Origin of the sequence: Flagellimonas baculiformis (assembly GCF_033441575.1) — a bacterium.
GTDB classification, from domain to species: domain Bacteria; phylum Bacteroidota; class Bacteroidia; order Flavobacteriales; family Flavobacteriaceae; genus Flagellimonas; species Flagellimonas baculiformis.
This window is the reverse complement of sequence record NZ_JAUZVW010000007.1, coordinates 70,855-83,153: the sequence shown is the minus strand read 5'-3', so window position 1 is coordinate 83,153 and position 12,299 is coordinate 70,855. Positions and strand designations below refer to the sequence as shown.

13 protein-coding genes are annotated in these 12,299 nt (G+C 46.0%); 11 read left to right on the top strand and 2 right to left on the bottom strand.

Annotated elements, in window-relative coordinates; all coding sequences use genetic code 11:
* Window positions 1–359: 359 nt before the first annotated feature.
* Complete coding sequence (locus SD450_RS11395; RefSeq protein WP_318344575.1) at window positions 360–746, top strand: nucleoside triphosphate pyrophosphohydrolase family protein; 387 nt, start codon at window positions 360–362, stop codon at window positions 744–746.
* Window positions 747–912: 166 nt separating this feature from the next.
* Here SD450_RS11395 and SD450_RS11390 read toward each other — a convergent pair whose 3' ends face one another.
* Window positions 913–1,980, bottom strand: a complete 1,068-nt coding sequence (locus SD450_RS11390; protein ID WP_318344574.1) for a branched-chain amino acid aminotransferase — start codon at window positions 1,978–1,980, stop codon at window positions 913–915.
* A 106-nt stretch (window positions 1,981–2,086) separates the two neighbouring features.
* On the opposite strand from SD450_RS11390, the gene SD450_RS11385 reads away from it, so the two are divergent.
* From SD450_RS11385 to SD450_RS11340, 10 genes are all read left to right on the top strand, one after another.
* Window positions 2,087–2,557 (top strand): DUF4920 domain-containing protein, encoded by a 471-nt coding sequence (locus SD450_RS11385; protein WP_318344573.1) that lies wholly within the window; start codon window positions 2,087–2,089, stop codon window positions 2,555–2,557.
* A gap of 5 nt (window positions 2,558–2,562) precedes the next feature.
* Window positions 2,563–3,225, top strand: coding sequence for a tRNA (5-methylaminomethyl-2-thiouridine)(34)-methyltransferase MnmD (gene mnmD, locus SD450_RS11380; protein ID WP_318344572.1), 663 nt, complete (start codon window positions 2,563–2,565; stop codon window positions 3,223–3,225).
* 136 nt (window positions 3,226–3,361) lie between these two features.
* On the top strand, window positions 3,362–4,324 hold the full coding sequence (locus SD450_RS11375; RefSeq protein ID WP_318344571.1) for a TIGR01777 family oxidoreductase: 963 nt from the start codon (window positions 3,362–3,364) through the stop codon (window positions 4,322–4,324).
* Between the two features lie 133 nt (window positions 4,325–4,457).
* Entirely contained in the window at window positions 4,458–5,033 is a 576-nt protein-coding gene (locus SD450_RS11370) for a nucleotide exchange factor GrpE (RefSeq protein WP_318344570.1), read from the top strand.
* A gap of 6 nt (window positions 5,034–5,039) precedes the next feature.
* The gene (dnaJ, locus tag SD450_RS11365) at window positions 5,040–6,158 is read left to right on the top strand and encodes a molecular chaperone DnaJ (RefSeq protein WP_318344569.1); all 1,119 of its coding nucleotides are present in this window, start codon (window positions 5,040–5,042) and stop codon (window positions 6,156–6,158) included.
* Window positions 6,159–6,340: 182 nt separating this feature from the next.
* Window positions 6,341–7,279: an ABC transporter ATP-binding protein gene (locus SD450_RS11360; protein WP_318344568.1), complete on the top strand. Its 939-nt coding sequence runs from the start codon at window positions 6,341–6,343 to the stop codon at window positions 7,277–7,279.
* Entirely contained in the window at window positions 7,269–8,609 is a 1,341-nt protein-coding gene (locus tag SD450_RS11355; protein ID WP_318344567.1) for an ABC transporter permease, read from the top strand. Before SD450_RS11360 ends, SD450_RS11355 begins: the two co-directional genes overlap by 11 nt.
* A gap of 6 nt (window positions 8,610–8,615) precedes the next feature.
* Entirely contained in the window at window positions 8,616–9,512 is an 897-nt protein-coding gene (locus SD450_RS11350; RefSeq protein WP_318344566.1) for a mechanosensitive ion channel family protein, read from the top strand.
* 20 nt (window positions 9,513–9,532) lie between these two features.
* Window positions 9,533–10,405 carry a DUF6268 family outer membrane beta-barrel protein gene (locus SD450_RS11345; protein ID WP_318344565.1) on the top strand — a complete coding sequence of 291 codons (873 nt, stop codon included), beginning with the start codon at window positions 9,533–9,535 and terminating at the stop codon, window positions 10,403–10,405.
* Window positions 10,406–10,417: 12 nt separating this feature from the next.
* Entirely contained in the window at window positions 10,418–11,581 is a 1,164-nt protein-coding gene (locus SD450_RS11340; protein WP_318344564.1) for a sigma-54-dependent transcriptional regulator, read from the top strand.
* 4 nt (window positions 11,582–11,585) lie between these two features.
* Here the strand turns inward: SD450_RS11340 and SD450_RS11335 are convergent, their stop codons facing one another.
* Entirely contained in the window at window positions 11,586–12,293 is a 708-nt protein-coding gene (locus SD450_RS11335) for a hypothetical protein (protein WP_318344563.1), read from the bottom strand.
* Window positions 12,294–12,299: the final 6 nt, after the last annotated feature.

Sequence of the window (12,299 nt, the reverse complement as noted above, 5' to 3'; positions counted from 1 at the left end):
CTGAGGAATGTGGTCATTTGTCGATGCTAAATTAATGTTAAACAAAAGTACGTGTTTTCCTATGAAATACGTTCCAAACTCCACTTTAAGTTGTGAAAGGGATCATTTTTGTAGTGAAGGCAAGATCAGTGTTAATTTTTGAGAAAGTGTTTGATCAAGAAGAGGATTATTATGAATGTTATAAATGAAACCAGGATTTGAATGACGCCCCTGTAGTTCTTTTTGTGCAATTTTTTGTCTTTTTTATAGGAGAGCGTGATGATAATGACAAAGGCAATGAAGAAAAATGCGGCAAAAATGAGCTGTCCCGTGCTGAACATATTTTTATTTTTGTGCAAATCTAAACCAAATCAAGGGTAATGGAAAGTAAAATCAAGGCAGTGGAACTTTTCCACAATTCATTTGGGTTGGGGGTTTCCCAAGAGCCCAAGGCAAACTTGGGGAAAGAAAAAAACCTACTTAGGTTCAACCTAATGGACGAGGAGAACAAGGAATATCTGGAAGCGGCGAACAATGGTGACCTTGTGGAAGTTGCAGATGCATTGGGGGATATGCTGTACATTCTTTGCGGCACCATTTTGGAGCATGGGATGCAGTACAAAATTGAGGAAGTTTTTGAGGAAATCCAGAAAAGCAACATGAGCAAACTGGGGGTTGATGGCAGGCCCATTTATAGGGAAGATGGGAAAGTGCTCAAGGGTCCCAACTACTTTAAACCGGATATCAAGACGATAATGGACAAATAAAAAAGGGTTGTCTTAAAAGTGTCATTCTGAATGAAATGAAGAATCTTTTTGAATCCAATTATTTGGTAATAACGAATAAAGATTTTTTGACCGTCCCTTCGACTACGCTCAGGGTGACAGCCCAAAATGACAATTTGATTACTTTTAAGACAGCTCCTTTTCTTTATTAGATGACCTCATGGCGCCATCCAAATTTATCTTCGGCGCGGTTGTATTGGATATCCGTGATTCGTTTTTTGAGTCGAGAGGCGTAGCTATCGGTCAGTTCTGGAAGCTCATAGTCCACGCCCTCATAGCCAAAAGCTGATATGGGGGACACCACAGCTGCGGTACCTGCACCGAACATTTCCTTGAGCGAACCGTTTTTGGCCGCTTCTACCAATTCATGGACAGATACCTTCCGGACCTCGGTTTTGATACCTTCGTCCTTGGCAATGTCCAAAATGCTCTTTCGGGTGATGCCGTCCAGTATACGATCGTTGGTCGGTGCCGTGAGCAACGTATCATTGATCCGCACAAATACGTTCATGGCACCAGCCTCCTCAATGAATTCGTGGGTGTTGTCGTCCGTCCAGATGACCTGCTGGTATCCCTTTTCGGCGGCCAGTTGGGTCGGATAGAACTGCCCTGCGTAGTTTCCACCGGCCTTGGCATAGCCTACACCGCCGTTGGCAGCACGCGAATAGGTCTGTTCGATCAATACCTTCACCTTTCCGGAAAAATAGGACCCGGATGGAGCGCAGGCAATGATGAACTTATATTCGGTGGCCGGGGAGGCATGAAAACCTTTGCCCGAGGCAAAAACAAAAGGTCTTATATATAAGGAACTGCCCGGATTTTTGGGAATCCAGTCACTTTCCAAATGGACAAGGGCCGTCAACCCTTCCATGAAATGGGCTTCGGGTAGTTCGGGAATGGCCAACCGCTTTGCGGATTTGTTCAACCTTTTGAAGTTTTCCAACGGACGGAAAAGCCATACTTTTTCGTCTTCATCCTTGTAAGCCTTCATGCCTTCAAAGATGGATTGTCCATAATGGAAAATCTTTGCAGAAGGATCCAATGTAATGGGTTGATAGGGTACTATTTTGGGAGCACTCCATTCCCCATTTTTATAATCACAGACCAGCATGTGGTCGGTATATACGCTTCCAAACGAAAGATGATCAAAATCGACATCCTTTATTTTGGAGGTCTTGGCCTTTTCGATAGCTATATTGTTAACCATTGTTTCCATGTCACTTACATTTTCAATGTTAAAATTAGCTATTTATTGTTAGTTTTGAATCTTTTACAAATCGATTTTTTATACTTGATCTATAAATTTTTAAACGTTATTGAAAATGAAGCTTTTTAACACTTTTGCTGCCGTATTGTTAGTGGTTTTGTGCCAAGTCTCATGCAAGCAGGAAACCATAAAAGGGGATTATTTTGGAGAGGAATTCAAAATTTCCAATAAAGTGAACAAAACATCGGCCCCTTATGAAGGATTGGTGGCCACAGATACCCTGCGGACCCAAGTAATGGGTGAGGTCACGGAAGTATGTCAGGCCAAGGGGTGCTGGATGAAAGTGAAATTGGACTCCGAGGACGAAGTGTTCGTACGTTTTAAGGACTACGGATTCTTTGTACCCAAAGATGCAGCCGGAAAAAAAGTGGTGATGAACGGGGCGGCCTTTTTGGAAGAAATGTCTGTGGAGGACCAGAAACACTACGCAGAGGATGAAGGTGCCTCCGAAGATGAGTTGGCCCAGATCACCGCGCCCAAAAGGACCCTTCGTTTTGAGGCGGATGGCGTGCTCATAGGCAACTGATCATCTTGAAGCGCAAGATCATCAGAACCGCAGATGGTTCCAAGACGATTCAGATAGAGGATTGGGACGAACAGTACCATTCCAAGCACGGTGCGGTGCAGGAAGCCTATCACGTATTTATAACCCACGGACTTCGGTTGTTTGCCGATCGGAAAATCAACCTTTTGGAAATAGGCTTCGGCACAGGGCTCAATGCCTTGATTACCTTATTGGAGGCGCCCAAGCTGAATTTGGAAATCGATTATGTGGGTGTTGAGGCATTCCCCGTATCCATGGAAGAGGTGACGGAATTGGGCTATTGTACACAATTGGGCTGTGCGGAAAAACAAGCGGAGTTTCAAAGAATGCACGAAACCTCTTGGGAAGAACCATTTTCTATTACAGATGGGTTTGTTTTGACCAAGCAGAAAAAGGATTTTTTCCAAGTGGATGACAAAAATCTGTTCAACCTCATTTATTTTGATGCATTTGGTGCCCGGGTACAGCCAGAACTTTGGACCGAGCAAATTTTTTCCAAGATGTACGATGCATTGCAACAGCAGGGTGTTTTGGTCACCTATGCGGCCAAGGGCAGTGTCAGGCGGGCCATGCAGGCTGTCGGATTTACCGTGGAACGATTGCCAGGACCCCCTGGGAAAAGGGAAATGCTCCGGGCCACCAAAAACTGACCTTTGCCAATCTTCTGTTAATGTTGAAAGTATGGACCATCATAAAATGTTTTAAAGTTTAAACATTTGTGTTAAACCTAAATTAACGTCTCAGAAACAGCCACTTAAACCATTAAATTTGTATCAAAATGATGGTATGAAGGTGTTGATAACAGGTGCTACGGGATTGGTGGGGCACGCCATTGTCAAGGTGCTGCACTCAAAAGGAATCCCGGTAAATTACTTGACCACAAGCAAGGACAAAATCTCTTCCACCGAAGATTTTAAGGGTTTTTATTGGAATCCCTCCAAAGGAGAAATAGACCTTGCGTGCTTTGACCAGGTCCAGGCCATTATCAATCTGGCAGGGACAAGCATTGCCAAGCGATGGACCCCGAAGCATAAGAAAAGAGTACTTTCCAGTAGGATAAACAGTCTGAGGACCTTGAGAAGAGGAATGGAGAAAGCAGGCGCGTCAGAGGTGGAATGCCTTGTGTCCGCTTCAGCCATTGGCATCTACCCAGATTCGCTTTCCAAGTTCTATGATGAGCATGAAACAGAGTTGGCCAATGGTTTCTTGGGCGAGGTTGTCCAAAAATGGGAGGCGGAGGCGGATACTTTCAAGACATTGGGCCTAGTTGTATCGAAAGTGAGGATAGGAGTGGTTCTTTCCACTGAAGGCGGGGCATTGCCTAAAATGGCGATTCCTGTCAAGAATTTTGTAGGTGCGCCATTGGGCAGTGGCGAGCAATGGCAATCATGGATCCATATCGATGACTTGGCACAATTGTTTGTTTTCATCGTGGAGAACAACCTCAAGGGAACGTTCAACGCGGTTGCGCCAAATCCTGTCACCAATACCAAAATGACCAAAGAGTTGGCAAGGGTATTGGATAGACCGTTATGGCTTCCGCATGTCCCAAAATTCCTGCTTCGGGCAGTTTTGGGCAAGATGTCACAGCTACTTTTGAACAGTCAGCGGGTGAGCAGCAAAAAAATAGAGAAGGCGGGTTTCGCCTTCCAGTATTGCAATATCTGTACAGCTTTCGAAGCCCTTTATTCCGCTGAAAAGGAAACCGATGCCCTTCCGGTGCAGACTACAGAAAAGGAAGTGGTCTAGCATGGATCACCCAATAGACAGAAAAAGGAATCCGCAGAGGCGGATTTTTTTGTGTTTTGTAATGACATTTTGACATTTTTGGACAAATGGCAGTACTTTTGCCGTTTCAGAAAAAGAAATAAAACAAGCACATATGAGCAATAAGAGCAAGGTTGAGGAAATGGAGGATGAACCAAAAAACGGTCAAACCTCTGAAAGTACTGAGCTGAACGGTGAAAATAGAGATGTGGAACAAGAGGAAAATCCGGATGGGGAAATTTCCCTAGAGGACCAATTGCGGGAAGAACTGGCCAAGGAGAAGGACAAATTCCTGAGGCTGTTTGCCGAGTTTGAAAACTTTAAGAAAAGGACCTCCAAGGAACGCATGGACCTGTTCAAGACGGCCGGACAAGAAGTCATGGTGTCCCTATTGCCCATTTTGGATGATTTTGACCGTGCCCTGAAAGAACTTTCGAAATCTGAGGACAAGGAAATGTTCAAGGGTGTGGAGCTCATCAACAATAAATTCAATGAAACCTTGAAAAACAAGGGATTGGAACAAATAGAGGTCAAACAAGGCGATGCCTTTGATGCCGAAGTGCACGATGCCATCACCCAAATCCCTGCACCCGACAAGAAATTGAAGGGTAAGATTCTGGATGTGGTAGAGAAAGGGTTCAAACTGGGCGACCGCATCATCAGGCACCCAAAAGTAGTGGTTGGAAACTAGAGCGGTATGAAGCAGGATTTTTACGAAATATTAGGGGTCTCCAAAGGAGCATCCGCAGCGGAAATCAAAAAGGCGTATCGCAAAAAGGCAATTGAGTTCCACCCGGACAAGAATCCAGGAGATGCCAAGGCCGAGGAAATGTTCAAGAAAGCGGCCGAGGCTTACGAGGTGCTGAGCGACCCGGACAAGCGCGCCAGATATGATCAATATGGCCATGCCGCATTCGACGGAAGCTCCGGTTTTGGTGGCGGAGGTATGAACATGGAGGATATCTTCAGCCAGTTTGGGGACATTTTTGGCAGTGCTTTCGGAGGAGGTTTTAGCGGTTTTGGAGGTTTCGGTGGCGGTGGCCAGCGACGGATGAAGGGAAGCAACCTGCGCATCCGGGTAAAGCTGACCTTGGAAGAAGTGGCCAATGGTGTGGAGAAGAAAATCAAGGTAAGAAGAAAGGTACAGGCCGATGGCGTGACCTACAAGACCTGTCCCACCTGTAACGGAACCGGGCAGATCACCAAGATCACCAATACCATTTTGGGAAGGATGCAGACGGCCACCACGTGTAGCACCTGTGGAGGCTCGGGGCAAACCATTGATAAACGACCTGCCGGGGCAGATGTCCAAGGGCTCAAAGTGGAGGAGGAGACCGTTTCCATCAAAATACCGCCAGGAGTGGAAGATGGCATGCAGTTGAAAGTGTCCGGTAAGGGCAATGATGCGCCCGGAAACGGAATTGCCGGTGACCTGTTAGTCGCCATCGAGACCGTTGAGCACGATACCCTCAAAAGAGAGGGCGACAACCTGCACTATGATCTCTACATCAGTATTCCAGAGGCCGTATTGGGAAGCTCCAAGGAAATTGACTCCGTGGGAGGAAAGGTCCGTATCAAATTGGAGCCGGGCATACAATCCGGAAAGATATTGAGGCTCAGGGGCAAAGGAATTTCCAGTATCAATGGATATGGAAGCGGGGATCTGTTGGTTCATGTGAACGTGTGGACCCCCAAGGAGCTGAACAAGGAACAGAAAGAATTTTTTGAACGGATGCAAAACGATGAGAATTTTGCACCAAAACCCGAAAAAAGCGATAAATCTTTCTTTGAAAAGGTAAAAGATATGTTCTCTTAAGAAGAAAAATATTGCTGTTTAAATAAAAAACGTATATTTGGAACTGATGTTGGGTGACCAATATCTAATTTTCTTTTTCATAGCAATTTTTTTCCCATCCTTGAATTCATTTGAGGGTGGGTTTTGTTTTTAAGGGGTATGCCGTTATTGGGCAAATACATATCTTTGAAAAAATTGTTTGCATGGATCACATCCTTGTTGCCAAAAACGTTTCCAAATCCTACGGAAATCACAAAGCGTTGAGCAACATTTCACTTGAAATCCCAGAGAACTGCATCTATGGACTTTTAGGGCCAAATGGGGCAGGAAAAACCTCTTTTATACGCATCATCAACCAGATCACCCATCAGGATGCCGGTGAGATTTTCTTCAATGGAACTCCCTTGGCACCCGACCACATCGCCTTGATCGGTTACTTGCCCGAAGAACGAGGGCTGTACAAGAGTATGAAGGTAGGGGAGCAGGCCCTGTATCTGGCACAACTCAAGGGACTGTCCAAAAGCGAGGCCAAGAAACGGCTCAAGTATTGGTTCGATCGCTTGGACATCGGGGATTGGTGGAACAAAAAAATACAGGAACTATCCAAGGGAATGGCCCAAAAAGTTCAGTTCATCGTGACCGTGCTGCACGAACCCAAGTTGCTCATTTTTGATGAGCCCTTCAGTGGTTTTGACCCCATCAATGCGAACATCATCAAAGATGAGATCATCGAACTGAAGAAAAAAGGGGCATCCATCATCTTCTCCACACACCGCATGGAATCTGTGGAGGAACTCTGTGAGTACATTGCCCTGATCCATAAGTCGGAAAAGATCCTGGACGGCAAACTATCCGATATCAAAAAAGCCTATAAGAACAATATCTTCAATGTTGGCTTGCAGATACAGCAAGACGGTGAGGCTCTGATCCGGACATTGGGCGAAAAGTTCAATATTGTCTCGTCCAACATCGACCCGCTTGAAAAGCAATTGGATTTCAAGGTGCAGTTACCTTCTTCACATACCTCTGAAATATTGGCGGAACTTTCAAAAGTGGCGAACGTGAACCGGTTTGAAGAGACCATTCCATCGGCCAGCGACATATTTATCCAAACCGTAAACAGCAAGGACAATGGGAAGTAAACTGGGGCTGATCATCAAACGGGAGTATCTGGCAAAGGTGAGGAATCGTTCCTTTATTGTAATGACCATTCTGAGTCCCCTGCTGATCGTGGGGATGATCGTGCTGATCGCCTATCTGGCCAAAATCAATGATGACGAGGTAAGAGTGGTCTCCGTTTTGAACGAGAGCAACTATTTTGATGAAGGGTTCACCTCGACCAGGAACATTTCCTATGTGTATCTGGATCAAATTTCTGTGGAGGCGGCAAAAGATTCCACGGCGTCCATGGGCTATTATGGACTGCTCCATATTCCCAGCGGGAGCAGCATCGAGAATGTGGCCCGCCAAGCACACCTGTACACCAAGGACAATCCCAACACCACCGTGACCCAGCAACTGGAAGGTATTTTTCAGAAACAGTTGCGACAGGACCGTTTGGGGAAATTGGGGGTTTCATCGGAACAGTTCTCTGAGGTGGAAAAACCCTTCGGGCTGAACCTATCCACTTTTGAAGGGGAAAGGAGCTTGAAGGGCATCAATGAGATCAAGGCGTTCATAGGGGGCGGTTTTGGTTATGCCATCATGATGTTCATTATCATATACGGAGGGTTTGTCATGCGGAGCGTAATAGAGGAAAAAACAAGCAGGATCATCGAAGTGATCATATCTTCCGTGAAACCGTTCCAATTGATGTTGGGCAAGATCATCGGAACCTCCTTGGCAGGAATCACCCAGTTTACCATTTGGATCATTTCGGCCTCCATTCTGCTGATGCTAGCCGTGCTCTTGTTGGGATTGGACCTCGGGGCCATGACAGGCGATGCCCCGCTGCCACAGCAGACCATGGGAGGAATGTCCCAATTTGCCTCGGTGGACAGTGAAATGATGATGTATGCCAAGGAAGTGTTCGACATTCCATGGGGATTATTGATCGTGTCCTTTTTTATTTATTTTGTATTGGGCTACCTGATCTACAGTTCCATTTATGCAGCGATCGGGGCTGCTGTGGACAATGAAACGGATACGCAACAGTTCATATTCCCGATCATTATGCCCTTGATGTTGGGTATTTATGTGGGCTTCTTTTCGGTGTTCAGTAACCCGAACGGCCCTATAGCAGTGGCTTTTTCCCTGTTTCCGCTCACATCGCCCATCGTGATGCTCATGCGGCTACCGGGAGGGATTGGGCAAGGTGGTGTACCTTTGTGGCAATTGTTGTTGTCCATTTCCCTGTTGATCGTTACCTTTTTGGGTATCGTATCGCTGGCGGCCAAGATTTATCGGGTCGGTATTTTGATGTATGGCAAAAAGCCCACATACAAAGAATTGATCAAGTGGTTGAGATATTAATGTAACATGCAAGACGGAGCAGAAGAAATAAAGGAAATCCTCGAAGAGGATATTTGGGGGACCATCAAGGAGTTCCTCAACTATGGTATCCATCTGGGTGAGGGCGAAAAATCCATCAACCTGACGATAGGATTGCTGCTACTCTTGACGTTGGCCATCATAGTGGCCAAATTTTTGATGAAATGGCTCCGGCACTTGATCACCCGAAAAATGGAGCAGGAGGACAAACAGAAGTTCACCAGCATCTTCAAGTTCATCAACTATGTGGTCTATCTGGTGGCAGTTTTTGTGACCCTTGGCGTGGCGGGGGTGGACATTACCTTGGTGATTACGGCATCCGCAGCACTCTTTGTGGGGTTGGGACTGGCACTGCAGGAATTGTTCAAGGATATTCTCGGGGGCATTTTCATCATCATAGACAAATCGTTGCAGGTAGGGGACATTGTGGAGGTGGATGGCAAGGTAGGAAAGGTGTTCGAGATCAAGTTACGGACCACCAGGGCCATCACACGGGACGATAAAGTCCTCATTTTGCCCAACCACAAGTTCATCAGTGACATTGTCTATAACTATACGCAGAACCACAGGACCACACGGGAAAAGGTGAGTGTTGGCGTGGCCTATGGAAGTGACGTGGCCCTCGTGACCAAACTTTTGGAACAGGTGGCCACGGAACAGAAACAGATACTCAAAAACCCAAAACCATTCGTCCTGTTTGACGACTTTGGGGATTCTGCCCTCCTGTTTTCCATCCATTTTTTCACCAACGATAGTTTCAGGGACCCGCGGATAAAAAGTGAGATGCGCTACAAGATCAATACCAAGTTTAAAGAGAACAACATCAGCATCCCATTCCCACAAAGGGACGTACATATCATACAGCAAAAAACGTCAGAGACATAAAACATACAAAGCACCAGATTGTGACCGGGGGGCTGGTGGTCTTCCTTGCAATAGTTCTTGGACATCAGGCCAGGGCACAGAATACGGATATCTTCAGATTGGAATACCTCAATATTCCCGTAAACGATACAGGGGTAAAGACACAGCGTTACAAAGCCTTGATCAATTTTCCCATCAAGCTGAACGAGAAGAAGGAGTATCTGGTCATTGGGGGCGAGTATAACCGTTTTGATATGGGCTACTCGGCCGACCTTCCTTTTGATAAAAAAGAAATGATCCGGTTCCATATCATTGATTTTAATGTGGGCCTTGTCAAAAAATGGAACGAGAATTGGAACCTGGTCGGTATCTTGACCCCAAGAGTGGCCTCCAATTTATTGGATGGAGTGGTCAGGGACGATCTTTTCATGAATGCTTCCGCAGCATTTTGGAAGGAGAAACCCAAGGCCGATAAACCTTTTCGAATTGTATTGGGGCTTACCTATAACAGCACAACGGGAATACCCGTTCCCTTGCCCCTGATCCACTACTACAGGCGGTTCCATCCAGACTGGTCCTATGTGATGGGCGTTCCCAAATCCAATGTAAAATACCATATCAATGAAAAGCACAGTTTGGAATTGGCACTGTTCTTGGATGGCTATTTTATGAACCTACAGCGAAACATCGTTTTGGACAATGGACTGGTGGCATCAAGGATTTCTTTCAACTCTTTGGTGGGAACCATTGGCTATCAGTACAATCTTACGGAGAACATTTCTTTTTTTGCCCTTGCAGGGAGTACCCTGTTTCAAGAAGGAAAGTTGAGAAACAGGGAACGTGGCGAGGTATTTGTGTTCAATGACGATTCAAATTTTTATATTCGGACAGGGTTCAAGATTGGAATTTTTTAAAAAAGGAAAAGTATGTCAAGGATTTTGGTGATAGAAGACGAGTCGGCAATCAGAAGGGTATTGGTCAAGATATTGGCCGAAGAAAATGATGACTATGAAGTCCATGAGGCCGAAGATGGGCTGTCCGGGATAGAGATCATCAAAAAGGAAGACTTCGATTTGGTCCTCTGCGACATCAAAATGCCAAAAATGGATGGGGTGGAAGTTTTGGAGGCCGCCAAAAAGATAAAGCCAGAAGTTCCCTTCATCATGATCTCGGGGCACGGCGACCTTGATACGGCGGTCAACACCATGCGGATGGGCGCCTTTGACTATATTTCCAAACCCCCAGATTTGAACCGATTGCTCACCACTGTTCGCAATGCCTTGGACCGAAAGGAATTGGTCGTGGAGAACACCATCCTGAAAAAGAAGGTCTCCAAGAACTATGAAATGGTGGGCGAGAGCAAGGAAATTGGCATTATCAAAGACATGATAGAAAAAGTGGCCCCGACCGATGCCAGGGTATTGATCACAGGATCCAATGGAACCGGCAAAGAGTTGGTGGCCCATTGGCTGCACCAAAAGAGCCAACGGTCGTCCGCACCGTTCATTGAAGTAAATTGTGCGGCCATCCCTTCGGAATTGATTGAAAGTGAGCTTTTTGGTCACGTCAAAGGAGCGTTTACCTCTGCGGTAAAGGACAGGGCAGGTAAGTTTGAAACTGCCAATAAAGGCACTATTTTCTTGGATGAGATAGGGGACATGAGCCTTTCCGCACAGGCCAAAGTATTGCGCGCCCTGCAAGAGAACAAAATTTCCCGGGTCGGGTCGGACAAGGACATCAAGGTGGATGTGCGTGTGCTTGCGGCCACCAACAAAGATCTGAAAAAGGAAATCGAGGAAGGCAGGTTCAGGGAAGACCTCTACCACCGATTGGCGGTGATATTGATCAAAGTGCCGTCCTTGAACGATAGAAGGGAAGATATTCCACTATTGATCGACTATTTTGCAGAGAAAATAGCCTCAGAACAGGGAACAGCCCAAAAGAATTTTTCCAAAAAAGCCTTGGAACTGCTCAAAAGCTATGATTGGACAGGGAATGTTCGCGAGTTGCGCAATGTGGTGGAACGGTTGATCATCCTCGGTGGAAAGGAAGTGTCCGAAGAGGACGTGAAGCTGTTCGCCAGTAAATAATCCCTTATTTACAATCACCCAGTTTTTGAAGAGCGGCCTGAGAGAGTACTTTCACCCGTTGGTGGTACTGTTTTTTATATTCGGAAAGCTTGGTGTTGAGCAATATCAGCCGAGCTTCCTCATGGATATTCGTCACAAACCTCCTCGCTTCAGCACAATCCACATCGCTCACCACTTTCCCCAGAGACATTTCAAACTCCAGAAGACACTCGTGGACCTGTTCCTTTATGGTGCCGCTGTGGGGAGGTGACAACCATTTTGGTCCATCAAGGAACTCTTTGGTGTTCATGGTCAAAAAATCATTGCCATACGGACTGGACGATTCATGTTCAAAGGCCTTTAGGACCTTCAGGCCAATCATGGTGTTCTCCAATGCCCTATGCAAGGCCTGTTTGGAGTCTTCCAAAAATTCGGATTTCGTTGCCGTCTTGAGCAGGGACAGGGTTTTTTCCAAACTTTCAATGGTGCCCTCACAGCCACAGTCCACAAAGTTTCCTTTGGTTTTTTCTATGCCGTTCAGTGCTTTATAGGCATGGTACTTGGCCATTTTAAGGTCATTTGCAGTAACGGCCGCCTGTATTTTGCTCTTGATATATTCCAGATTGGAATTGGCATAGGCACAGGCATTTGGGGCAGAGAAGGAAGACGTTAGCAACAGGACCGTAAGGACCAATGCAAAGGTAATCAACAAGATAGTCTGTTTGGTTTTCATAACGCG